The following is a 25,779-nucleotide window of genomic DNA, read 5'->3' on the forward strand; positions in this document are numbered from 1 at the left end:
TCGAGGATCAGTGGGCCGCGGGGACGCTGTGGTGACGGCCGTACGGGACGACATGCGGCCCACCGCTGACCGGGTCGTCGACGACGACGCACGCGAGACCGAAGACGTCCTCGACGAGCTGTCGGGTGATGACCTCACGCGGAGGTCCGGCCGCCACGACCCGGCCGCCGAGCATGGCGATGACGTGGTGGGCGTAGCGCGCGGCATGGTTCAGGTCGTGCAGGACGAGCACGACGGTGCGGCCCTGGGCCCGGTTCAGGTCGGCGATGAGGTCGAGAATCTCGATCTGATGGGCGAGGTCGAGGTGGTTGGTGGGTTCGTCCAGCAGCAGCACACCGGTGTCCTGGGCCAGCGCCATGGCGATCCAGGCACGCTGACGCTGCCCCCCGGACAGTTCGTCGACGCTGCGCTGCGCCTCGGCGAGCAGACCGGTCGCGGTCAGCGCGTCCCGTACGGCGCGCTCGTCGGCGGCGGACCACTGCCGCCACCACGACTGGTGCGGGCTGCGACCGCGACGGACCAGGTCCAGTACGGTGATGCCGTCCGGCGCGGCCGGGTCCTGCGGCAACACACCGAGCAGCCGGGCAAGCTCCCTACCGCGCAGCGTGTCGATCGACCGGCCGTCGAGCTGCACGGTGCCGGCCGCCGGGCGCAGCAGCCTGGCCAGGCCCCGCAGCAGGGTGGACTTGCCGCAGGCGTTGGCCCCGACGATGGCGGTCACCCGGCCGGACGGGATCGTCACGTCCAGGCCGTCCACCACTCGTCGGCCGGGATAGCCGAGGGTGAGTCCATCAGCGGTGAGCCCGTGCGCCAGCACATCCATGTCAGCCTCCTACACCGGAACGGTTGGCACGGGTCAGCAGCCACAGCAGGACGGGTGCGCCGAGTGCGCCCGTCACCACGCCGACGGGTAGTTCGACGCCGGGCAGCGCCTCCCGGGCGAGCACGTCACCGAGAAGCACCACCGCGGACCCGACCAGGCCGGACGAGACCAGCGCGGGGCCGGGCGCCCCGACGAGCCGTACGGCGATCTGCGGACTGATCAGGGCGACGAAGGCCACCGGGCCGGCGGCGGCGGTGCCGATCGAGGCGAGCGCGGCGGCCACCGCGAGCAGGGCGACCCGGGCCCGGTGAACGGGAAGACCGAGGGCCCGGGCGGGGGTGTCGCCGAGCTGCAGGCCCGACAGCCACGGTGCGAGCACCGCGACGGCGGGCGCGAGGACGGCGAGGCCGACCACGAGCGGGCCGACGTGCTCCCAGCCACGGGCGTTGAGGCTGCCGGTCAGCCACATCAGGGCCTGCTGCGCCTGGTACACCCCGGCCCTCAGCAACAGGTAGGTGGTGACGCTGCCGCACAGGGCGGCGACGCCGATGCCGACCAGTACGATCCGGAAGCCGCTGGTGCCGCCCTGGTACGCCAGCAGGTAGATCAGCAGGGCCGATCCCAGCCCGCCGAGCAACGCCACCGTCTGCAGGCCGAGCCCGGCGCCGGCACCGATGAGCAGTCCCGCCGTGGCGGCGGTGCCGGCACCGGCGGACACGCCGATCACGTCGGGACTGGCGAGCGGGTTGCGGGTGAGCGACTGGAAGACCGCCCCGGAGACGCCGAACGCGGCGCCGACGAGCAGGCCGACCAGTGCCCGAGGCAGACGCAGGTCGTGTACCACCAGGCCGGTCACGCCGTCACCGCCGGTCACCAGGGCCGCCGCCACATCGGACAGCGGTAGGTCCAGCTCGCCGACGGCGACGGCGAGCAGGAAAGCCGCGGCGACCACCGCCACGAGCAGCAGGCTCACCACCATCGCGCGGGGACGCACCAGCCAGCATGCCCGGGTGCCCGGCAGACGGATCACGACCCCCGGGACCAGGGGCCTGGCGTTCTCTGCGGCAGACACGGTCACAACTCCCGCAGTCCGCGGCGGCGGACCAGCGCGACGAAGAACGGCGCACCCAGCGCCGTCACGACGATCCCCACGGGTAGCTCGTCGGGCCGGGCGACCAGCCGGCCGGCGATGTCGGCGGCAAGCAACAGACACGGCCCGAGCAGCGCCGAGTACCACAGGATCCATCGGTGGTCCGGGCCCGTGAAGGCACGCACGACATGGGGTACGAGTAGGCCGACGAAGGCGATGGGTCCGCACACCGCCACGGCGGCACCGGCGAGGAGGGTCACCGCGGCGGCACCGCGCAACCGGGCGAGGCCCACGCGCTGCCCGAGACCGCGGGCGACGTCCTCGCCGAGCGCCAGGGTGTTGAGCGCGGGCGCGGTGGTGGCGGCGAGCACGGCGCCGGCCGCGAAGAAGGGCAGGACAGGCCCGAGCATCGTGGCGGGCTGGCCGGTAAGGGCTCCCACCGCCCAGAACCGGAAGTCACCGAGAGCCGCGGCATCGACGAGCAGGGCTGCGTTGACCAGCGACTGCAGCAACGCGGAGACGGCGGCGCCGGCGAGGGCCAGCTTGGCCGGCGTGGCGCCGCCGCCGCCGGCCGAGCCGAGCCCGTACACGAGAGCCGTCGCGGCGAGGGCACCGGCGAAGCCGAACCACACGTAGCTGTAGACCGACGCGATGCCGAGCACAGTGGTCGTGACGACGATACCGATGGAGGCACCGGCGGTGACGCCGAGGATTCCCGGATCCGCGAGCGGGTTGCGGGTCAGCCCCTGCATCAGTGCGCCGGCGATCGCCAGTGCCGCCCCTGCCAGCAGCCCGAACAGCGTCCGCGGCACCCGCATCTGGTGGACGATGCCGGCCACTTCCGATCCGTCCGGGTGCAGGAGCAGGGCGAGGACCTGATCGGGGGGGATCCATCGGGTGCCGAGCGCCACGGACGCCAGACAGAGCAGCAGCAGAAGGGCCAGGCAGCTCAGCGTGGCCCACGCGTGCGACCGGACGGCAGGCGACGCCGAACGGCGGGGCACGACGCTCGTCGCCTCGATTGTCACCGAGGTAGGATAGCCTCACCTAACTAGGATTGGACAGTCGCGGTCCTCACGTCGTCGCACGGCGGTTCCGCGACGTCCCGACCGGCCTCCGGCCCGGCGCCGACCGCCCGGTGCCGCCACAGCTGCGGGTAGCACCATCCCACCAGGACGGTGGCGCCGACGCAGAGCGCCCCACCGACAGCGACGGCCGCCGACGGGCCGGTCAGCCCTGCCGCCAGCCCGAGCAGTACGCCGCCGAGCGCGGGTGCGGTCATCGCCTGCGCGAGCCAGAGACTGCCGACCCGCCCCTGCAGGTGCGCGGTGGTGTGTTGCATGAGAAGGGTGCGACGCAGGATCTCCGAGATGGTGTCCGCGGCGCCGGCCAGGGCCAGGAAGACGAGGCCGAGGCCGAGCACCGGGCTGGCACCGAAGCCGATCGTCACCAGCCCGTAGGCACCGACCACGCCGAGCAGGGCCCGTCCGGGCCGGCGCAGCCGTCCCGTCCAGCCCGACAGCAGGGAAGCGACGGCGGCGCCGGCGGCAGGAGCGGCGGTGAGCAGGCCCACCGCGCTCGGGCCGACGGCGAAGACGCGCTCCGCGAACTGCGGAAACAGTGCCGCCGGGGTCGCGAACAGCGCACCACCGAGGTCCACCACGAGCACAGCGGCGACGATCCGGCTGCGACGGATGAACGCCAGACCCTCCCGCAGCGCGGGCCACCAGGCGGCACGGCCTGCCGGCGCCACGGACTCCGCGTCGCCGGGCGCCCCCGGCGGTAGCGCGCCCAGCCGGGCCAGCAGCGGAAGGGCGCCCGCCGCGCCGAGCGCCGCCAGCGCGTACGTGGTGGCCAGTCCCGGACCGGCGACGAGCGCTCCGCCCACCACCGGACCGGCGATGGCGCCGACGGTGGTCGTGACGGTCACCAGCGCGCCCGTCGCCGGTAGCTGATCGGCCGGCACGAGACTCGGCACGACGGCGGTCAACGCACTCTCGGCACAGCCCTCGGTGAGGCCGAAGAGAGCGCCGAGCAGGTAGATGACCCACAACCGCGGGTTGTCGGCTGCCGCGTTGAGCGCCAGCGCGCCGAACGTCACGACCGCCCAGCCACTGCCGAGCAGGATCAGGGACCGGCGTTCCCGGCCGTCGGCGAGCACCCCGCCGGCGAGCAGACCGACCAGCAGGCCCGCGCCGAGCACCAGACTGACCGTCGCCACCTGGAACGACGAACCGGTCAGCGCGTACACCTGCACGACGACGGCGACGGACGTGAGTCCGATGCTGAGCAGTCCCAGCAGCCGGGCGGCGAGCACCCAGGCCAGCCGCGAACCGCCCCGCAGCGGACGCAGATCCAAGCCGAACTCACGGACGCGCACGCGCCACCTCCACCCGTCGCTATAGCAAGATTAGGCTAACCTAAGTTAGGGTCCCTCCGGTTGACCCGGCGCAATCGGAGGTGACAGGAACGTGCCCAACATGGACGGCGACGGCAACGCCGACCTGACGGCCCGGCGGAGGGAACTCGTCCGCCGCAGACTCGCGGAGCGGGGCATCGCCCGTCGGTCGGAGGCACCGTCGACCGTCCCCCACGTCACCGGACCGGCTCCCCTGTCCGCGGCGCAACGCCGGATGTGGCTGCTGCACCAGCTCCGGCCGGAGGACACCGCGTACCACGTCTGCGTCGGCGCGCGACTGTCCGGTGCGCTGTCGGCGCCGGACCTCGCCCGGGCGCTGCGCGACGTCGTGCAGCGCCACGACGTGCTGCACTCGGTCTACCGGGTCGGCGAGGACGGCGAACCGCACCAGGTCGTCGTACCGGTCGACGGGCTGGAGCTGACCACCACCGACCTGACCGCCCTGGCGCCCGAGAAGCGCGAACCCGCCGTCGACCGGGCCGCCGCGCGGCTCGCCGAACGCCCGTTCGACCTGACGACCGAGCTGCCGATCCGGCTGGAGATCCTCCGGCTCGCCGCGGACGAGCACGTCCTGCTGCTGGTCGCGCACCACATCGCCTGGGACGACGCGAGCTGGCAGGTGCTCCTGCACGACCTCGGTGCCGGGTACGCCGGGCGGGACCTGCCCCACCTGCCGGCGCAGTACGCCGACCTGGCCGCCGCGGAACACCGCACGCCACCGTGGACCGCCACGGACCTGGACCACTGGCGCGCCCGACTGGCCGACCCACCGGCCCCGGTACCACTGCCCACCGACCGGCTGCGCACCACCGACGGGTCCGCGACGGGCGGCCGGCTCACCCGGCGGCTGCCGGCGGCGCTGCGCGAACGACTGCACGCCGTCTGCCGCGCCGAGGGCGTCACCCCGTTCATGGCACTGCTCGCCGGGTTCACCGGTCTGCTGCACCGCGTCGGTGGCGTGCCGGACCTCATCGTCGGGTCCCCCGTCGTGACCCGCACCGACCCGGGCGCCGACCGCCTGATCGGCAACTTCGGCAACACACTCGCCCTGCGTACGCGGGCGACCCCGGCGACGACGTTCCGCGCCTTCCTGCAGCACGTCCGTGAGCAGTGCCTCGCCGCGTACGCCCACCAGCGGGTGCCGTTCGACACCATGGTGCGGGAGCTGCGCCCGGATCGCAGCGCCGGGCACCACGTCTGGTTCGACATCCTGTTCTCGGTACGCAGCGACGTCTGGGCGGCCCTCGACCTGCCGGGCGTCACCGTGACCGAACGGCGCGTCGACAACGGGGCCGCGGCGTTCGACCTGGCCGTCGCCGCGGTGCTGGAACCCGACGGCACGCTGGGTCTGGACGTCACCTACCGCGCCGACCGGTACGACGCCGACACCGTCGACGGCCTCGTCGGCCGCTACGCGCGGATGCTCGACGCCGCCCTGGCCGACGTCGACGCCCCGCTCGGCGACCTGGACCTGCTCGCCCCCGGCGAGCGGGAACTCGTGCTCGCCGGCTGGGGCAGCGACTCCCGGCCGGTGGACCGGGCCACGATCGCCGAGCTGTTCCGCGCGCGGGCCCGACACACACCCGACGCGGAGGCCCTGCGCTGGGAGGACGGTGGAACGCGGACCCTGAGCTACGCCGAGTTGGACGAGCGTTCGGACGTCCTCGCCGGCGCACTCGCCGCGCGCGGCGCCGGACCCGAGACCGTGGTCGCCGTCGCGCTTCCCCGCCGCGGCGAGTTCCTCGTCTGCGCGCTGGCCGTGCTCAAGGCCGGCGCGGCGTACCTGCCGATCGACCCGGAGTACCCGCCGGAGCGGATCGCGCTGATGCTGGACGACGCCCGGCCCACCCTGCTGGTGAGTGACACCGCCACCGTGCCGGCGCTGCCGCCCGCCGCGCCGCCGGCGTTCCTCATCGACCAGGACACCGCCGCCGGGTGCGTCCCGAAGCCGTGCCCGGCCGGGCCGGAGCAGGCCGCCTATGTCATCTACACCTCCGGATCGACCGGCCGCCCCAAGGGCGTCGTGGTCACCCACGAGGGCATCCCCAGCCTCGTCTCGACGATGGTCGACGAGCTCGGCGTCGGACCCGGGCACCGGGTGCTGCAGTTCGCGTCGATGAGCTTCGACACGTCGGTGTGGGAATGGACGATGGGGCTCCTCACCGGCGCCACGCTGGTGATCGTGCCGGCGGAGCAGCGCCTCGGCCCCCCGCTGGCGGACTTCTGCGCCCGCCACGGCATCACCCACCTGACGCTGCCACCGGGGGTGCTCGCCTCCCTGCCGGACGAGCACGCGCTCCCGGCCGACGTCACCCTGATCGTGGCCGGCGAGGCGTGCCCGCCCGAACTGATGCGGCGCTGGGCGGCGACCTGCCGCATGTTCAACTCGTACGGGCCCACGGAGACCACGGTGGACGCCACCCTGTGGGCGTGTACGCCGGAGCACTCCGGGCCGGTGGTGCCGATCGGGGGGCCGGTGCACAACACCGCCGTCCGGCTGCTCGACGAACGGCTGCACCCGGTCCCGCCCGGCGCCGCCGGTGAACTGTACGTGGCCGGCGACGGCCTCGCCCGCGGATACCACGACCGGCCGGCTCTCACCGCCACCCGCTTCGTCGCCGACCCGTACGGCCCGCCGGGCAGCCGGATGTACCGCACCGGCGACCTGGCCCGTTGGACAGCGCACGGCGTACTGGAGTACCTCGGCAGGGTCGACCACCAGGTCAAGATCCGCGGCTTCCGGGTGGAACCGGGCGAGGTGGAGCAGCTGCTGCGCGCCCATCCCACCGTCGCGCAGGCCGCCGTCGTGCCCCGCGAGGACACACCCGGCGACGTGCGGCTGGTCGCCTACGTCACCGGGACGGACCCGTCGCCCCGGCGGCTGCGCGACGACCTGGCCCGCGCCCTGCCCGCGCATCTCGTTCCGGCCGCGATCGTCGTGCTGGACCGGCTGCCGCTGACCAGCAACGGAAAGCTCGACCGCCGGGCCCTGCCCGCGCCGGTCTACTCCGCCGGGACCGGACGGGCGCCCGCCTCGGCGCTGGAGGCGCGGCTGTGCGCGCTGTACGCGGACGTTCTCGACGTGCCCGCCGTGGGGCCCGACGACGACTTCTTCGCGCTGGGCGGCCACTCGATGCTGGCCGCCCGGCTGATCACCCGGGTACAGGCCGAGCTGGGCGTGCGCCCCCTCCTGCGGTCGCTGTTCGACGGGCCCTCGCCCGCCGCGCTGGCCCGCACGCTGGCCCCGGCTGCCACACCCGCCGACGACCTGCCGCCGCTGGCGCCGCGCGGCGACGACGGCCCGGCCCCGCTGTCGTTCGCGCAGCTTCGGCTGTGGGTCCTGCACCGCCTTGAGGACGCCGGCGCGGCGTACCACATCCCGCTCGGGCTGGCCCTGGACGGAGCGTTGGACGCCGGCCTGCTCGACGCCGCACTGCGGGACGTCGTCGCGCGGCACGAGATCCTGCGCACCGTCTTCCCCGAGCGCGACGGGACACCCCACCAGGTCGTCCTGCCGGCCGGAGGGCGCCTGGCCGTCCGAGACGTCACCCCGGCGACGCTCGACGCCGAGGTGTCGGCAGCCGCCGCGCAGGTGTTCGACCTCCGCCGGGAAACGCCGCTGCGCGTCACGCTGTTCCGGCTCGCCCCCGACCGGCACGTCCTGCTGCTACTGCTGCACCACATCGCCGGCGACGGGCGGTCGCTGCCCGTGCTGACCCGTGACCTCGCCTCGGCCTACGCGGCCCGGCGCGCCGACGCGGCGCCCGCGTGGACCCCGCTACCCGTGCAGTACGCCGACTACGCCGTCTGGCAGCGCAAGGCCCTCGGGCACGCCGACGACCCCGGCAGCCGCGCCGCCCGGCAGGCGGCCTACTGGCGGCAGACCCTGGCCGGCGCGCCGGCCGAACTGCGCCTGCCCACCGACCGGCCCCGGCCGGCCGAGTCGTCGTACGCCGGCGGGCTCACCCGGTTCACCATCGACGCCGGGCAGGCGCAGGCCGTCCGGGAGCTGGCCGCCCGGCTCGGGGTCACCCCGTTCATGGTGTACCAGGCCGCCGTGGCGGCGCTTCTCACCCGGCTCGGCGCCGGCGACGACATCCCGCTCGGCACACCCGTCGCCGGTCGCGGCGTCGAACCCCTCGACGACCTGGTCGGCTTCTTCGTCAACACACTGGTGCTGCGCACCGACACGTCCGGCTCACCGACCCTCACCCAGCTGCTGCACCGCATCCGGCGGACCAACCTGGACGCCTACGACCACCAGGACCTGCCCTTCGAGCGGCTCGTCGAGATTCTCAACCCGCCGCGGTCCACCGCCCGGCACCCGCTGTTCCAGGTGATGGTGGTGCACCAGAGCGGCACCGCGTCGCGGCTGCCCGTCGCGGGGCTGGTCAGCCGCCCGTACGTCGTCGCCACGCAGACCGCCACCTTCGACCTGAGCCTCACCTTCATCGAGGACTTCGACCCCGAGGCGCCGGGAACGGTCGGCGGGTTCGCCGAGTACAGCGCCGACCTGTTCGACCCCGGCACCGTGAAGGCCCTGACGGCGCGGCTGGTGCAGCTGCTCACCGCCGCCGTCGCCGCACCGGACCGGCCGATCGACGACCACGAACTGCTCTTCGCCGACGAGCGCTCGGCGCTGGTGGCGCCGCCCGTGCCGGCCCCCGCCGCGCCGCCGCTGCCGGACGCGTTCGCCCGGCAGGTCACCCGCACCCCGGACGCCGTCGCCCTGGTCGTACGCGCCGCCTCCGGCGAGCTGTCGCGACTGACCTACGCCGACCTGGCCACGGAGGTGGAGCGGATCGGGCGGTTGGTCACGGCACACGGCGCCGGACCCGATCGAGTGGTGGCACTGGCGCTGGCGCGCCGCGACGTGGTGCCCGCGATGCTGGGCACGCTGCGCGCCGGTGCCGCCTTCCTGCCGCTGGACCCCGCGTACCCGCAGGACCGTCTGGCGGCGACGCTCACCGACTCCCAGCCGGTCTGCCTGCTCACCACCCGGACCCTCGCGGCGACCCTGCCTCACCCGCCGGGCCTGCCGATGGTGTACCTCGACGACGACCCGCCGCCCGCGACGGTGTGGGATCCCCGCCCGCCGGCCCCGGACAGCGCGGCGTACGTCATCTACACCTCCGGCTCCACCGGCATCCCGAAGGGTGTGGTGGTCAGCCACGCCAGCCTGGCGAACCTGTTCGCCGCCCACACCTCGGCACTCTTTCCGCCCGAGGTAACCGCGGTCGGCGGGCGACGGATCCGGGTCGGCCACGTGGCGTCGTTCGCGTTCGACGCCGCCCTCGACCCGGTGGTCCTCATGGTGGGCGGCCACGAACTGCACGTCCTCGACGAGGCGAGCTACCCCGACCCGGCAGCCGTCACCGCGTACGTGGCCGACGAGCGCATCGACTACCTCGACCTGACCCCGGCCCACCTGCAGCAGCTCATCCAGCACGGCCTGTTCGCCCCGGGCCGCCACCGGCCGGCGCTGCTCGGACCGGGCGCCGACGCCATGCCCGACGCGCTGTGGCGGGACCTCGGGGCGCGGCCCGGCCTGCACGCCTGGAACTTCTACGGGCCGACCGAGTGCACCGTCGACGCCGTCGTCGCCCCGGTCACCGGCGAGGGTGCCCCGCGTATCGGCCGGCCCATCGCCGGCATGACCGCGTACGTGCTCGACGCCCGGCTACGACCGGTACCGCCCGGTGTCACCGGCGAGCTGTACCTGGCCGGCACCGGCCTGGCGCGCGGCTACCTGCGGCGCCCGGCGCTCACCGCCGAGCGGTTCGTCGCCGACCCGTTCGGGCCACCCGGCACCCGCATGTACCGCACCGGCGACCTGGCCCGCTGGGTCGACGGCGACCTGGAGTGCCTCGGCCGCGCCGACGACCAGGTGAAGATCCGCGGGTTCCGGATCGAACCCCGGGAGATCGAGGCCGTCCTCAGCCGACACCCGGGCGTCGCCGACGTCGCCGTCATCGCCCGCGACGACCTGCCGGGCTCCCGCCGGCTCGTCGCCTACGTGGTGCCCGCACCCGGCAACCCGGCCGACCCGGACGGCTGGCGGGCGCACGCCGCCGCGGCGTTGCCCGACTACATGGTGCCGTCGCTGTGGATGGCCCTCGACCGGCTGCCGCAGACCACGAACCGCAAGCTCGACCGGGCGGCCCTCCCGGTGCCGCAGGTGCCCGCCGCGGACGGCGGGCGGCCTCCCGCCGACGCCGGCGAGACCCTGTTCTGCGACCTGTTCGCGGCGCTGCTCGACCACGACCGGGTCGCCGCCGACGCGAACTTCTTCGAGCTGGGCGGGGACAGCATCGTCGCCCTGCGACTGGTCAGCCGGGCCCGGGCAGCCGGGTGGACGATCGAGCCGCGCGACGTCTTCCGCCACCAGACACCGGCCGCCCTCGCCACCGTCGCGCGGGCGGTCCCCGGCGCGACCATCCGAGCGGCGGACGACGGCGTCGGCGGCATCGCCGAGACGCCCATCGTCGGGTGGCTACGCGAACTGGCCGCCGCCGGCCGGCCGGGGGCGGCCGACAGCTACAGCCAGGGCATGGCGCTACGCGCCCCGGCCGGGCTGACCGTCGACCAGCTGACCGGTCTGCTCCAGCAGGTCCTCGACCGGCATCCGGCACTGCGCGCCAGGCTCGTGACCACGGCGGGGGGACGCTGGGATCTGGTGACCGCGCCTCGCGGCGCGGTGCGCGCCGGCGACCTGCTGCGCGTCGGCGACGGCACTCCGGCCGACGAGGCACGGGCCGCCGCGCAGCGGCTGCGACCGGCCGACGGCGTGCTGCTGCAGGCGGTCTGGCTGCCCGCGCGCGAGCAGCTGGTGTTGGTCGCGCACCACCTCGTGGTGGACGGGGTGTCGTGGCGGATCCTCTGCGCCGATCTGGCCGGCGCATGGCGCGGTACCGCGCTGTCGCCGGCGGGCACCTCGCTGCGGGCCTGGTCCGAGCGGCTGCGCGAGTACGCCGACCGGCCGGCCACCCGCGAACAGGCGGCACAGTGGACGAGCGCCCTGGCCGCGCCGGGACCATTCGGTGAACGCCGGCTCGACCCGGCCCGGGACGTCACCGGCACTCAGCAGCGCCGGGTCGTCACCCTTACCGCGGACGTCACGGAAGCGCTACTGACGCGGCTACCCACCGCGTTCCGGGTCGACCCGGCCGACGCCCTGCTGACCGCCCTGGCGCTCGCCGTCGCCGAGTCCCGCCACGGCAGCGGATCCGACACGGCCCTCGCCGTCGCGGTGGAAGGCCACGGCCGGGAGGCAGCGATCGCCCCGGGCACCGACCTGGCCGGCACCGTCGGCTGGTTCACCGCCGTGTACCCCGTCCGCCTCGACCCGGGGCCGGTCGACCTCGCCGCGGCCCGGGCCGGCGGCGTGGAGATCGGTCGTGCCCTCAAGGCCGTCAAGGAACAGGTACGCGCCGTACCCGACGGTGGCCTCGGGTACGGCGCCCTGCGGCACCTGAACCCGCAGGCGGCCCCGCAGTTGGCGCGGCTGCCCGTACCGGCTGTCTGCGTCAACTATCTGGGTCGCCTCGCCGGCGGTGGCGACGCTTTCTGGGAGCCGACGGACGACGGGCTGTTCCACCACGTCGACCCGGCGCTGCCGCTCGCCCACCAGTTGGAGATCGACGCCTGGATCCGGCCGGGCCCCGGTGGCGCGGTACTGCACGCCACCTGGTCCTGGGCCGGCGCCGCCCTCGACGCGGCCGAGGTGCGCACCCTCGCCGACCGCTGGGCCGCCTACCTGACCGCTCTCGCCACACACGCCGCAGACCCGGCCGCCGGTGGTCTCACCCCCTCCGATGTCTCCCTGATGGCGATCAGCCAGGACGAGATCGACGACTTCGTCACCGATTGGAGCCTCTCGTGACCGGCCGTCCCGCGCTCGACGACATTCTCCCGCCGACCCCGCTGCAGGAGGGCCTGCTCTTCCGCGCCGAGCTGGACGCCGAAGGCCCGGACGTGTACGCGGGACGGCTCGTGCTCACCCTGCGCGGCCCGGTGGACGCCGACCGGCTGCGCGCCGCCGCGCAGGGGTTGCTCGACGCCCACCCCGCGCTGCGCAGCGCGTTCCGCCGTAACCGGCAGGGACGGGCCGCCGCGCTGGTGGCCCGGCACGTCCCGGTGCCGTGGGAGTACGCCGACCTCGGCGCGCTGCCCAGCGGTGAACGAAACACCGCCGAGCGACGGCTCGCCGAGCGGGACCGCCGGCGGCGCTTCGACCTGGCTCGCCCGCCGCTGGTGCGGTTCACGCTGATCCGGCTCGCCGACGACCTGCACCGGTTCGTCCTCGCCGCCCACCACATCGTCCTCGACGGATGGTCACAGCCCCTGCTGGTACGGGAGCTGTTCGCCCGGTACGCCGGCGACCCGCCGCCGGCGGCAGCGGCGCCGCGACGCTACCTCGAGTGGCTCGCCGCGCAGGACCGCGCCGCCGCCGAGACGGCGTGGCGGGAAGCACTGTCCGGACTCGACGCCCCGACGCTCGTGTCGCCGGGCGCCGACAGCGGCGTGCGGGAGCACCCGCAGCGTGTCGTCGTGCACCTCGACGCCGCCACCACGACCCAACTGACCGCGACCGCGAGGGCGCACGGCCTGACCCTCGGCACGGTCGTCCAGGGGGCGTGGGCCCTCACCCTCGGCCGGACCCTCGGCCGCGACGACGTGGTGTTCGGCACCGTGGTGTCCGGCCGGCCGGCCGACCTGCCGGGCGCCGAGTCGATGATCGGCGCGTTCGTCAACACCGTCCCGGTGCGGGTCGGCCTGCCGCCGGCCGAGCCGTACGCCACCGCCCTGCGCCGCCTGCAGGACCAGCAGTCGGAGCTGGTGGCGCACGAGCACCTGGGGCTGGCCGACATCCAGCGGGTCGCCGGCGGGCGCGAGCTGTTCGACACCCTGGTCACGGTGGAGAACTACCCCTTCGACCCGGACCGTCTCGCCGACCTCGCCCCCGGCCTGCGGCTGGCCGGGTTCTCCGGCGAGGAGGGCGTGCACTACCCGCTCGCCGTCACGGTCCTGCCCGGCGAACGGCTCCAGCTGGAGGTGGGACACCGCCCGGACGCCGTCACCGAGCCGCAGGCGCGACGGGTGGCCGAGCGCCTCATCCGGGCACTGACCGCGTTCGCGACCGCGCCCGCCGTGCCGTTGGGCCGCGTCGAGGTGCTCGACGCCGCGGAGGTGGAGCCGCTGGTCGGCACCGTCGCCGCCGTACCGGACACGACGTTGACCACGCTGCTCGCCGAACAGGCCGCCCGCACGCCGGACGCCACCGCGGTGGTCGCCGACGGCGTCCGGCTCACCTACGCCCAGTTGCACGACCGCGCCGGGCGGGTGGCCGCCCTGCTGGCCGCGCACGGCGTCGGGCCCGGCGGTGTGGTCGGGGTGGCCCTGCCCCGCTCGGCCGACCTGGTCGTGGCGCTGGTCGCGGTGCTGCGCGCCGGCGCCGCGTACCTGCCGCTCGATCCCGACTACCCCGCCGACCGGCTCGCCCTCATGGTCGCCGACGCCGGACCCGCCGCGCTGCTCACCGACACCACGACCCGCGCGGTCCTGCCGGTCGACGCGACCGCGGTGCTGGCGCTCGACAGCGCCGTCCTGCCGGACGCCGCGCCCGGCGCCCCGGCGGTGCGGCCGGCGGACCCGGCGTACGTCATCTACACCTCCGGCTCCACCGGCCGCCCGAAGGGCGTGGTCGTGTCACACCGGGCGATCGTCAACCGGCTGCTGTGGACCCAGGACGAGTACGGACTCACCCCGGACGACCGGGTGCTGCAGAAGACGCCGTCGAGCTTCGACGTCTCGGTGTGGGAGTTCTTCTGGCCGCTGATCGTCGGCGCCACGCTGGTCGTGGCCCGGCCCGGGGGTCACCGCGACCCGCGCTACCTGGCCCGCCTCGTTCAGCGGGAACGGGTCACCACCGTGCATTTCGTGCCGTCGATGCTGCGGGCCTTCCTGGCGGAGCCGCAGGCGGCAGCCTGTACCGGCCTGACCCGGGTGCTGTGCAGCGGTGAGGCCCTCAGCGTCGACCTCGCCGAGGCCTTCCACGACCGCTACGGCGGCGCCGTCGAGCTGCACAACCTGTACGGGCCCACCGAGGCCGCCGTGGACGTCACCGCGTGGCCGTGCCCGCCCGGTGCCGCCACCGTGCCGATCGGCCGGCCGGTGTGGAACACCGCCCTGTACGTGCTCGACGCGGCGCTGCGACCCGTCGCCGTCGGGACGCCCGGCGAGCTGTACCTGGCGGGTCGGCAGCTCGCCGACGGGTACCTCGGCCGCCCGGCGCTGACCGCGGAACGCTTCGTCGCCGACCCGTTCGGCCCACCCGGCACGCGCATGTACCGCACCGGTGACCTGGTTCGGCGCACCGCCGACGGCGCCGTCGAATATCTCGGCCGCGCCGACACCCAGGTCAAGATCCGCGGGTTCCGGGTGGAGCCGGGCGAGGTCGAGGCGGCCCTGCTGGGGCTGCCCGGCGTCCGCGCCGCGGCAGTGGTCGCCCGACCGGAGCTCGGGCTGGTCGGTTACGTCGTCGGCGAGGCACTCGACCCGGCCGGCGTACGGCAGGACCTGGCCACGACACTGCCCGCACACCTCGTACCGGCCACCGTCGTGGTGCTCGACGCCCTGCCCGTGACGCCGAGCGGCAAACTGGACCGGGCCGCGCTTCCCGCGCCGACGCGGCGGCCGGCGGACGCGTCGCGCCGGCCGCGGACTCCCGCCGAGGAACTGCTCTGCGAGTTGTTCGCCGAGGTGCTCGGGGTGGAGACGGTCGGCATCGACGACGACTTCTTCGCGCTGGGTGGCCACTCGCTGCTCGCCACGCGCCTGGCCAGCCGCGTCCGCACGGTGTTCGGGGCGGAGCTGGCGCTGCGTACCGTGTTCGACGAGCCCACGGTGGCCGCGCTGGCGACCCGGCTCGACGCCCGGGACACCCGGCCGGTGCTGCGGGCCGGGGTCCGACCCGACCCGTTGCCGCTGTCGTACGCCCAGGCCCGGATGTGGTTCCTGTACCGGCTCGACGGCCCCAACCCCGCGTACACCATGGCCTTCGCCGCACGCGTCACCGGCGACCTTGACGTCACGGCGCTTCGCGCGGCGCTCGGTGACCTGACCGATCGACACGAGGCACTGCGCACGGTGCTGGCGGACGAGGCGGGCACCCCCCGTCAGGTCATCCTGCCCGCCACCGCGGCCCGGCCAGCGCTGCCGGTGACCGCCGCGGCCGACGGCGAGCTGGCGGACCTGCTGGCGGCGGCCGCCCGCCGGCCCTTCCGGATCGACGCCGAGCCGCCGTTCGCCGCGGAGCTGTTCGAACTGGGCCCGGACGAACACGTGCTGCTGCTGACCGTGCACCACGTCGCGGCGGACGGGTGGTCGGCCCTACCACTGCTGCGCGACCTCGCCACGGCCTACGCCGCCCGCACCGGCGGGGAGGAGCCCGGCTGGGCGCCCCTACCGGTACAGTACGCCGACCACACGGTGTGGCAGCGGGAGCTGCTTCGCGACGACGACGATCCGGACTCGCTGGCCGCCCGCCAGCTCGGGTACTGGCGCAAGGCGCTCGACGGGCTGCCGGAGGAGCTGACCCTGCCCACCGACCGCCCGCGCCGCGCGGTGCCGAGCCTGCGCGGTGCCTCGGTGGAGGTCACCGTCCCGGCCGGGGTGCACCAGGCGCTGCGGGCGCTCGCACGGCGGTGCGACGCCAGCGTCTTCATGGTGCTGCACGCGGCGCTCGGGGCCCTGCTGACCCGGCTGGGGGCCGGTACCGACATCCCGATCGGCACGCCGATCGCGGGACGTACCGACGACGCCGTCGACGACGTGGTCGGCTTCTTCGCCAACACGCTGGTGCTGCGGACCGACACGAGCGGCGACCCGACGTTCCGCGCCCTGGTGGCGCGGGTCCGGGAGACCGACCTGGCCGCGTACGCCCACCAGGACGTGCCCTTCGAGCGCCTCGTGGAGGTGCTCAACCCGGCCCGGTCGATGGCGCGGCACCCGCTGTTCCAGGTGATGCTGAGCCACCAGGTCCGGCCGGACCTGCGACTGCGGCTCGGCGGGTGCCGTGTGACGCAGGAAAAGGTGGATACCGCGACCGCCAAGTTCGACCTGGCGTTCGAGGTCGTGGAGGAGCCGGGCCGGGCCGGAATGACGGTGGGCGTCGAGTACAGCACCGACCTGTTCGACGCCGCCACGGCACACAGCCTGGCGACCGGACTCGTCCGGCTGCTCGACGCCGTCACCCGCGACCCGGAGCGCCCCATCGGCAGCCTGGAACTGCTCAGCGCCGACGGGTACGAGCGCATGCTCGCCCAGGGTGCGGGGCCGGTGGTCGACACGCCGCGGCGTACCCTCGTCGAGCTGTTCGAGGACCAGGTGGCCCGCACACCGGACGCCCCTGCGCTGGTGTGCGGCGAGATCGCGTACACGTTCGCCCAGCTGGACGCCCGCAGCGCCGAGCTGGCGCGCCTGCTCGCCGACCACGGTGCCGGCCCGGACACGGTGGTCGCGCTGCTGCTGCCGCGCACCGCCGACACGGTCGTGGCGCTGCTCGCCGTGCTGCGGGCCGGGGCGGCGTACCTGCCGATCGATCCGGCGTACCCGCCGGGGCGCATCGCGCACATCCTCACCGACGCGGGTCCGCTGCTCACCGTCACGACCGAGCGGCTCGCCCCGCTGGCCGGCGCACCGGTCCTCCTGCTCGACGCGCCGCAGGTGCAGCGGAGGCTGGCCCACCCCAGCGCCGGTGACCTGCCCCGGCCGCGGCCCGAACATCCGGCGTACGTCATCTACACGTCCGGGTCGACCGGGCTGCCCAAGGGCGTGGTGGTGGAACACCGCAGCATCGCCAACCTGTTCCACAGTCACCGGGAACTGCTGTACCGGCCCACGGTCGCCGCGGCCGGCGGCCGGGCGCTGCGGGTCGCGCACGGCTGGTCGTTCGCGTTCGACGCGTCCTGGCAGCCCCAGCTGTGGCTGCTCGACGGCCACGCACTGCACCTGGTCACCGAGGACACGCTGCGCGACCCGGCGCTGCTCGTCGACTTCGTCGACCGGCACCGCATCGACTTCATCGAGGTCACACCGTCGCACGCACTGCAACTGGCCGGTGCCGGGCTGATCCGCGACGGGCGGTCGCCGCTGCTCGCCTGGGGCGTGGGCGGCGAGGCGGTCCCCACGCCGCTCTGGCGGCAGCTACGGGACCTGCCGAGCACCACGGGCTACAACCTGTACGGCCCGACGGAGGCCACGGTCGACGCCCTCGCCGCCCGGGTCGCCGACAGCGAGCGTCCCCTGGTCGGTCGGCCCACCGCGAACACCCGGGCGTACGTGCTGGACCGGACGCTGCGACCGGTGCCCACCGGCGTCGTCGGCGAGCTGTTCCTGGCCGGTGCCGGTCTGGCCCGCGGCTACCTCAACCAACCGGGACTCACTGCCGAGCGGTTCGTCGCGGACCCGTACGGACCGCCCGGGAGCCGGATGTACCGCACCGGCGATCTGGTGCGCTGGATGCCGGACGGCGCGATCGACTTCCTGGGCCGCGCCGACGAGCAGGTCAAGATCCGCGGGTTCCGCATCGAGCTGGGCGAGATCACCGCGGCGCTGTCCGCCGATCCGGCCGTGGCCCGGGCGGCGGTCGTGGTCCGGGACGATCCGCCCGCCGGCAAGCGGATCGTGGCCTACTGCGTCCTGGCCGACGGCGCCGCGCTCGATCCGGCGGCGCTGCGCGCGCGCCTGGGCCGGATGTTGCCCGACTACATGATCCCGGCGGCGTTCGTCGCGCTGGACGAGCTGCCGCTGACGGAGCACGGCAAGCTGGACCGGCGGGCGCTGCCGACGCCGGCAGCCGACGACCGGCGGCCGGGCCGCCGCCCGGAGACCGCCGCCGAGGCGCTGCTCTGCGACCTCTTCGCCGAGCTGCTCGACATAACCGAGGTCGGTGCGGACGACAGCTTCTTCGATCTGGGCGGACACTCGTTGCTCTTGGTGCCGCTGCGCGAACGGGTACGCGACGCCACGGGCAGCCACCTGGGCATCGCCGACTTCTTCGCCCGCCCGACGGCGGCGGCCCTGGCGGAACTGCTCACCGTTCGCGCGGCGGGCTGAGGCGGCGGGCCCGGTAACCGTGCGGGAACCGCTCACCGCCCGCCCGCCGGGCTGAGGCGGCGGGCCCGGTAACCGTGCGGGTCACCGGGCCCGCGGTGCGGATCAGCGGTGCAGGTAGCGGCTGATGCTGCGCAGCTTCTCGGCGGTCTCCTCCAGCTCACGCTCCGGGGTGGACTGTTCGACGATGCCGGCGCCCGCGCGCAGCCAGGTCCGGCCCTCCTGCTGGAAGATCGACCGCAGCACCAGTGCCGCGTCCAACGAGCCGTCCGCGTCGACGGTGAGCACGGCTCCGCTGTACAGGCCACGCGGCGCGTTCTCGATGCGGTCGATGGCCTCGCACGCGGCGGCCTTCGGCACACCGGAGGCGGTGATCGCCGGGAACAGGACGGCGAGCGCGTGCCAGGCGTTGCGTCCGCCGCTCAGGGTGGCGCTGACCCGCGAGGCGAGGTGCTGCACGCTGCCGCGTTCCTTGACGTCCATGAAGTCGTCGACCTGTACGCTGCCCGGCACGGCGAGGGCGGTCAGCTCGTCGAAGGCGAGTTTCACGCTGATGGCGTGCTCGAAGATCTCCTTCGCGTCGGCCTGCAGGTCGGTGCGGAGCGCACCGTCGAGCATCGGGTCGCCGTGCCGGGCCCGGGTGCCGGCCAACGGCTGGGTGGACACCCGGCCGGTGGCCGTCACCTCGACGACCGTCTCGGGGCTGAACCCGGCGCACCGCACGCCGCCGAGGTCCAGCAGGTACGACCGGGCCGGGGTGTTGGCCCGGCGTCCCGCCTCGTAGGTGGCGAACAGGTCGACGTCGCCGTCGACCGGTACGAGACGGGACAGGATCACCTTCTGGTACCGCCGGGCCCGAATCTCCGCGACGGCACGGGACACCGCGGAGCGGTAGAACTCGGCGCCGTGGTCGGGGTCCGGTGGCGGCAGCGGTGTGCCGGCGACGGTGGCGGCCGTCGCCGCGGCGGCCACCTGGGACGTGAGCGGCAGCAGGTCCGCGGTGTCGACCGCCCGGACGTCGACGGTGTCGGCGGAGATCCGCACCTCACGGGTCGGGACCACCAGACGCAGCAACGGTCCACGGGCCGCCGCGGGATCGCCGTGCAGCAGGTGACTGAGGGCGAATCCGGCCCAGCCGTACGCCCGCGCGCCCTCGACCGGGCAGCGGGCGAGCGCGTCCGCCACGGCCTGCAGCGGTTCTGCGCCGGACGGGCTGGTCGACCAGCCGTCGGCGTCCCGGACGTGCAGCTCGTCGGCGTACAGCACCAGCTCGTACGCCGATCCTGACGCCACCGACCACGTGCCGCTGTTCTCGTAGAGGACATACGGGCCCGGCATCGTCCTGGCCAGCTCGGTGGCCAGCCGGAGCGGATCGGCGACGCCGGTCAACCGACCGGAGTAGTAACGACTGACGAGCTTCCGGTCGTCTTCCAACAATCCACGACGTTCCACCCGGGTGGCCTCCTCCGACAGGCGGCCCCCTGCCGACGCCGGGCACCGCGACTCGTGCGCACATCAAACGGCACTTCTTAGGTGAGGCTACCCTTATAGTCTTTGGTAGCGACAGGTGGGCCACCACGCCCTACAGTCGACGCACACCCGGCAGCAACCGCGCCGTCGAGACGCGCCGGCATGCCCGACTAGGGTGGGCAACCAGAATGATCAACCAGTCGACGGAGGCGGGATGCGGCTGTACCTCACCGCGCTCAACCCCACCGACGCCGTCCTGGAAGGATTCCTACCGGCGGCGGCCTCGCTCGGCCTGCCGGTCACGGTGCTGACCGACCGGCCGGAGCAGTGGCCCGCCGGGTCGCCCGTCGCCGGGTGCGCCGTCCGCGACGCCTCGGCCGTCGTCACGGCGGCGGCCCGGCCGGCGGCGTTGTTGTCCAACAGCGACCACCTCCAGGAGGCGACCGCGATCGCCGCCCGCCGGCTTGGCCTGCCAGGCAAGGACCCCGACGCCGCCCGGCTCTGCAAGGACAAGGCCGCGGCCCGCCGGGCCGTCGCCGCCGCCGGGCTCGATCTGGTTCGCACCGTCACCGTCGACCCGGGTACGGCGCCCGCGGTGCCGGACGGGATGTTTCCCGCCGTGGTCAAGCCCCGCGACGGCGTCGCCAGCGAGGATGCCTACCTGGTGACCGACCCAGGTGACCTGGCCGCCCGGATCACCGAGATCCGCCGACGACGGCCCGACGTCGCGCTCGTGGTCGAGGAGTACCTCGCCGGCGAACTACGCACCTACGACACCCTCGGGGACGCGGCCGGCCTCGCCGTCCTCGGCGGGTGGCACACCGGTCTCGGCCCACCACCGACGTTCACCGAGACCAGCCTCGACTGGTCGCCCCCGCCGGAGCGGGACGACCTCGCGCTCCGGGCGCGGCTCGACGCGCTCGGCGTGCGCTTCGGCGCCTGCCACACCGAGTACGTCGTGCGGGACGGCCGGGTGCGGCTGATCGAGGTGAACTACCGCCTGATCGGCGACCGGATGGACCTGATCCTCGCCGAACTGCTCGGTGTGCCGCTGTTCGAGCACGTCATCCGGCTGCACCTCGGCGAGCCGCTGACCGCCCTCGACCTGCCCGACCCGTCCACCGTCGCCCGGCACGCCCGCGTCGAGTACGTCTGCGCCGACCGGTCGGGCCGGCTCGCCGCGGCTCCCGGCCGGCTGGACACCGTCCGCGACGGCGTCCGGCTGGCCTGCCGGCCGATGCGCGAGGTGGGCAGGGTCGCCGACCGGAGCGGCACCAACCGCGACTACCTCGCGTCGTTGCACGCCGTCGGCCCCGACCGGGACACCGTCCGGGCCGCGCTGGCCGCCTTCCGACGTGGCCTGCGGTGGACGATCGTCGGATGATCGACGACAGCGAGCGGGAGGTGTTCGGCCGGGTGCTCGACGCCCTGCTGCGTGAGGACCACCTCGGCCTGTTCAGCAGCGGCCGGCCCGACGGCCCCGGCTGGTGGGCGGTGCGGCACCGGGGCGGGCTGCTGCGGGTCCCGGTCCGCGCGGACGGCTTCCAGCAGGCTCTGCGCAGCGCCGCACCGGTGCTGCGCGTCGTCGCCCACGACGCGGACGCCCGCGACGTCACCACCGTGGACGGCCTGCTGGCGGTGCTCGCTCCGCAGGACGACCCGGAGGCCGAGGCTGGCTGGCAGGCCTTCACCACCGAGTGCCAGGCCGACCTGCGGGCCCGCCGGCTCGCCGCGGCGGCCCGGCGGCGGGTGCTCGCCGAGGTCGTGGCCGAACGCACGCCCGCCCCCACCGGCATGCCGGCAGCACTGCTCGACGACGTGCTCGCCGCGTACGCCGGCCATCCGGTCTATCCCACCGACCGGTGCCGGCACGGACTCGACGACGACGACCTGCGCCGGTACTCCCCCGAGCACGCGCCCCGCTTCACCCTGCGCTGGTACGCCGCCCGCGCCGAGGCGGTACGGCTCGCCGGTGACCTTCCCGACTGGTGGCCACGGACGCCCCGGACCGACCGGTTCCTGATGCCGGTGCATCCGCTCACCGCGCAACGCCACGGACTGCCGGTCACCGACCAGCCGGCGATCACCGTACGGCCCACCCTCTCCATGCGGACGGTGGCGCTCGCACAGGACCCGTACACCCATCTGAAACTGCCGCTGCCGACCGCGACCCTCGGCGCCCGGAACCGGCGGACCCTGCATCCCGACACCCTCGCCGACGGCGCGGCGGTCGCCGGGCTGCTCGACCGGATCGCGAGCGCGGAACCGGCCTTCGCCGGCCGGATCCGGCACGCCGACGAGAGCGTCTACGGGCACGCCGGCGACGACGACCGGCTCAGCTTCCTGATCCGCCGCTTCCCACGCGACCTGGTCGGGGTCCAGGTGGTGCCGGTCGCGGCCCTCGCCGCGCCCGACCCGGTGGCGGGCACCGTGCTGGAACGGATCGCCGCGCGCCCCGCGGAGCTGGTGGAGTCCTACCTCGACCTGCTGCTCGACTGGCACGTCTGCCTGTGGCTGCGGTACGGGGTGGCCCTCGAGTCCCACCCGCAGAACATCCACCTGCTGGTGCATCCGGACGGGACGGTCGGCCTGCTCTACAAGGACAACGACGGCGCCCGGCTGGACCCGCCTCATCGCGCACCCGCTGGGCTCGCGCTGCGGGACGACCGGATGTGGGTACGCGATCCGCAGGAGCTGGCCGACGTCTTCATCACCATCACCCTGCACCTGGCCGCGGCGGCGCCGCTGCTCGCTCTCACCGCCCGGGGGGTACGCCTACCGTCGCCGGCCGCCGCGCTGGCACCGAGGTTGGCCGCGGCTCGTGACCGCTGGGGCGACGGGCCCACGGCGCGGTTCTTCACCGAGCGGGTCCTGCGCGCCGCCCGACTACCGGTCAAGGCGATGCTCACCGCCGGCACCCTGCTGCCCAAGCAGCGGCTCGGCTGCGCCGACGTCAACAAGTACTACCGGCGTACCGGCCCGAACTACCTGCGGGAGACACCTTGACGGACACGCTGTCGCGACCTCGGCAACGCCTCGACGCCGACCGGCACGCCGACCTGGCCGCCGCGCACGCTCTCTTCGGCTGCCTGCTACGCGAGATCGCCCTGCCCGACGGCGACATGACCGTGGGTGGGGGTGCGGCGGTGCTCCGGCTACGGCACCTCGACGTGGCGCTGCGCTGCGCCGTCGCGCGAATCTCACCGGTCGGCGCGCACCGCTACGCCGGCCCGGTGCAGCTGGGGCTCGACGGCGACCGGTGGACGGATCTGGACGCCGCCCGGCTGGCCGAGCTGGTCGCCGCGGAACTCACCGCCCGCACCGGCCGGACGAACGACGAGTTCGCCGGCCAGGTGCGGGCCAGTCGGGACGCGGTGACCCGGCTGCTGGCCGAGCGGCCGGAGCGGGATCCCACCCCCACCGGGGATCCGGCCATCGACGCGTACGTGGCTTCCGAACAGTCGTTGCTCTTCGGCCATCCGCACCACCCTGCCCCGAAGTGGCGTAGCGGCGACGCGGACAGCTGGCGGGCGTACGCGCCGGAGCTGCGTCGCGCGTTCCGGCTGCACTGGCTCGCGGTCCCGGACGACCTGGTCGCGGGCGCGGGGCCGTTCGATCCGCTGGTGGCGGCCCTCGATCCCCCGCGTCCGCCGGCCGGGCACCAGGTGTTGCCCGTGCATCCCTGGCAGTTGGCGCTTGTCCCGCCGACGCATCTCCGGCTGCGTCGGCTGGGCCCGGCCGGCGTCCCGGTGCGCCCCACGGCGAGTGTGCGCACCCTCTACGCCGCCGAGGCCGATCTGTTCCTCAAGACCAGCCTGCACGTGCGGATCACCAACTGCCTGCGCAAGAACGCCCGGTACGAACTCACCGGCGCGGTCGCCCTGACCGATCTGCTCTCCCGGGTGCCGTTGCCGGCCGGCGTCGCACTGCTCACCGAGCCCGCCTACCGCACGGTCGACGCGCCGGGCGCGGACGAGGCGTACGGCACGATCCTGCGCACCGGTTTGCGCCCGCACCTGGGCCCCGGGGAGACGCCGCTGCTCGCGGCGGCGCTCGCCGCCGCGCCCCTGCCGGCGGTGGATCCGGTGGCCTGGTGGCGGTCGTACGTCGGGTTGCTCGTGCCGGCGGTGCTGCACAGCTGGCTGCGTCATGGCGTCGTGTACGAGGCGCACCTGCAGAACGTGGTCGTGGTGCTCGACTCCGAGCGTCGCCCGGTGCGACTACTGCTGCGGGACCTGGAGGGGGCGAAGCTGGACACCAGCCGGTGGGCCACCTGGCCACCGGGCGTCCCGTCGCAGGCCGGGTACGAGCCCCGGGACGCCCGCCGCCGGGTCATCTACTGCCTGTTCGTCAACCACCTGGCCGGCATCTGCGGCGCGCTCGCCGACGCGCGGCCCGGCATCGAGCCTAAGCTGTGGCGGGAGCTCGGCGTGGTCCTCGCGGCGGTCGCCGCCGACCTCGACGATCCTCCGGAACTGCGCGCGCTGCTGCGCGGCGAACCGTTGGTGGCCAAGGCCAACCTCCTGGTGCGGTGGGGGCGCGATGCCGACCGCGCCGCGCCGTTCGTGCCGGTGCCGAACCCGATCGGAGCGCCGCGGTGAGCCGGCCGGTCTACGTACACGACCTCGACGGCCTGGCCATGCATGCCCGCGCCGTCCGGGCGGCGTTGCCCAGGCAGGTCGAACTGCTGTACGCCGTCAAGGCGAACCCGGACCCGGGCGTACTGCGGATCCTCGCCCCGATCGTCGACGGGTTCGAGACCGCCAGTCGCGGCGAACTGCGCCGGATGGCCGAGGTGCTGCCCGGACGGGTCCCGGCCGCGTACGTCGGCCCGGGCAAGACCGACGAGGACCTCGCCGCCGCCCTCACCGCCGGGGTGGACCGCATCCACGTCGAGTCGCCGGCCGAGCTGCGACGCCTCGGCGCACTGGCCGTCGCGGCCGGCACGCCGGCCCGGGTGCTGCTCCGGGTGAACCTCCCGGTGGAGGCCCCGGGGGCGAGCCTGATCATGGGCGGACGGCCCAGTCCGTTCGGCATGGACCCGGCCGACGCGGTGGAATGCGTCCGCCACCCACCCGCCGGCGTCGAGGTGCGGGGCGTACACGCCCACCTGGCCAGCGGGCTGGACGCCCCGCTCGCCGGCGCGGTCGCCGCCGCCGTGGTCCGCTGGTCGGTCGCCGAGGTCGGCGCCACGGAGGTCGACGTGGGCGGCGGCATGGCCGTCGACTACGCCGACCCGGCCGTGCGGTTCGACTGGGTGGGCTACGGCCGGGCGCTGGCGGACGTCCTCGACGCGTACCCCGGGCTGCGGCTGCGGGTCGAGCCGGGGCGGTCGGTCACCGCCTACTGCGGGGCCTACCTGACCGAGGTCATCGACGTGAAGCGCTCGCGCGGCGAATGGTTCGTGGTGGTGGCGGGCGGCACGCACCACCTGCGCACACCGGCGGCCAAGGGGCATCCGCAGCCGTTCACGGTGCACCGGCGGCGGGACGGCGGGGGCCCCTGCACCGACGGCGGGCCGGTCACCGTGGTCGGGCAGCTGTGCACCCCCAAGGACGTCCTGTCCCGGTCAAGCACGGCGGGACCGATCGGTGTGGGCGACGTGTTGCTCTTCGCCATGGCCGGCGCGTACGCCTGGAACATCAGCCACCGGGACTTCCTGCTGCACGACCCGCCGGAGTTCCGTACCGGTGATCCGGAGCGGCTGGCCGCCGACTGGGCGGCTCGACCGTCCCGGTCGTGACCCTGACACGGCGGCTCCGGGCCGGACCGCCGCGTCCGGTCGGCCACCTCCGCAAGACGGCGATGACCAATCGGTCGACAGCTATTTATTTCCAGCCGAATCGCGGACGGCCGGCCACC

11 protein-coding genes are annotated in these 25,779 nt (G+C 74.7%); 6 read left to right on the top strand and 5 right to left on the bottom strand.

Annotation, left to right across the window (positions count from 1 at the left end):
* Positions 1 to 7: 7 nt before the first annotated feature.
* Genes E1165_RS08670 through E1165_RS08685 form a run of 4 tightly spaced genes read right to left on the bottom strand, consistent with a single transcriptional unit; the run spans position 8 to position 4,293 of the window.
* Positions 8 to 823, bottom strand: a complete 816-nt coding sequence (locus tag E1165_RS08670; protein WP_132389507.1) for an ABC transporter ATP-binding protein — start codon at positions 821 to 823, stop codon at positions 8 to 10.
* 1 nt (position 824) lies between these two features.
* Positions 825 to 1,895, bottom strand: coding sequence for an iron chelate uptake ABC transporter family permease subunit (locus E1165_RS08675; protein WP_243704659.1), 1,071 nt, complete (start codon positions 1,893 to 1,895; stop codon positions 825 to 827).
* Between the two features lie 2 nt (positions 1,896 to 1,897).
* Positions 1,898 to 2,935 (bottom strand): iron ABC transporter permease, encoded by a 1,038-nt coding sequence (locus E1165_RS08680; protein ID WP_132389531.1) that lies wholly within the window; start codon positions 2,933 to 2,935, stop codon positions 1,898 to 1,900.
* Positions 2,936 to 2,964: 29 nt separating this feature from the next.
* Positions 2,965 to 4,293, bottom strand: a complete 1,329-nt coding sequence (locus E1165_RS08685; RefSeq protein WP_132389511.1) for an MFS transporter — start codon at positions 4,291 to 4,293, stop codon at positions 2,965 to 2,967.
* Between the two features lie 100 nt (positions 4,294 to 4,393).
* On the opposite strand from E1165_RS08685, the gene E1165_RS08690 reads away from it, so the two are divergent.
* Complete coding sequence (locus E1165_RS08690) at positions 4,394 to 12,214, top strand: non-ribosomal peptide synthetase (protein ID WP_243704664.1); 7,821 nt, start codon at positions 4,394 to 4,396, stop codon at positions 12,212 to 12,214.
* On the top strand, positions 12,211 to 18,450 hold the full coding sequence (locus tag E1165_RS08695) for a non-ribosomal peptide synthetase (protein ID WP_132389515.1): 6,240 nt from the start codon (positions 12,211 to 12,213) through the stop codon (positions 18,448 to 18,450). Before E1165_RS08690 ends, E1165_RS08695 begins: the two co-directional genes overlap by 4 nt.
* 102 nt (positions 18,451 to 18,552) lie before the next feature.
* Here E1165_RS08695 and E1165_RS08700 read toward each other — a convergent pair whose 3' ends face one another.
* Entirely contained in the window at positions 18,553 to 19,899 is a 1,347-nt protein-coding gene (locus E1165_RS08700) for a salicylate synthase (RefSeq protein ID WP_207916781.1), read from the bottom strand.
* Positions 19,900 to 20,131: 232 nt separating this feature from the next.
* Here E1165_RS08700 and E1165_RS08705 point away from each other — a divergent pair, with 232 nt between their 5' ends.
* The 4 genes from E1165_RS08705 to E1165_RS08720 are packed head-to-tail and all read left to right on the top strand — an operon-like array spanning position 20,132 to position 25,660.
* Positions 20,132 to 21,301, top strand: a complete 1,170-nt coding sequence (locus tag E1165_RS08705; RefSeq protein ID WP_132389517.1) for an acetyl-CoA carboxylase biotin carboxylase subunit family protein — start codon at positions 20,132 to 20,134, stop codon at positions 21,299 to 21,301.
* Positions 21,298 to 22,923 carry an IucA/IucC family protein gene (locus E1165_RS08710; protein WP_132389519.1) on the top strand — a complete coding sequence of 542 codons (1,626 nt, stop codon included), beginning with the start codon at positions 21,298 to 21,300 and terminating at the stop codon, positions 22,921 to 22,923. The genes E1165_RS08705 and E1165_RS08710 overlap by 4 nt, the downstream gene beginning before the upstream one ends.
* Complete coding sequence (locus E1165_RS08715; protein WP_243704661.1) at positions 22,920 to 24,518, top strand: IucA/IucC family siderophore biosynthesis protein; 1,599 nt, start codon at positions 22,920 to 22,922, stop codon at positions 24,516 to 24,518. Before E1165_RS08710 ends, E1165_RS08715 begins: the two co-directional genes overlap by 4 nt.
* Positions 24,515 to 25,660 (top strand): alanine racemase, encoded by a 1,146-nt coding sequence (locus E1165_RS08720; protein ID WP_132389521.1) that lies wholly within the window; start codon positions 24,515 to 24,517, stop codon positions 25,658 to 25,660. The genes E1165_RS08715 and E1165_RS08720 overlap by 4 nt, the downstream gene beginning before the upstream one ends.
* Positions 25,661 to 25,779 lie beyond the last annotated feature (119 nt).

Origin of the sequence: Micromonospora sp. KC723 (assembly GCF_004348595.1) — a bacterium.
Classification (GTDB): Bacteria; Actinomycetota; Actinomycetes; order Mycobacteriales; family Micromonosporaceae; genus Micromonospora.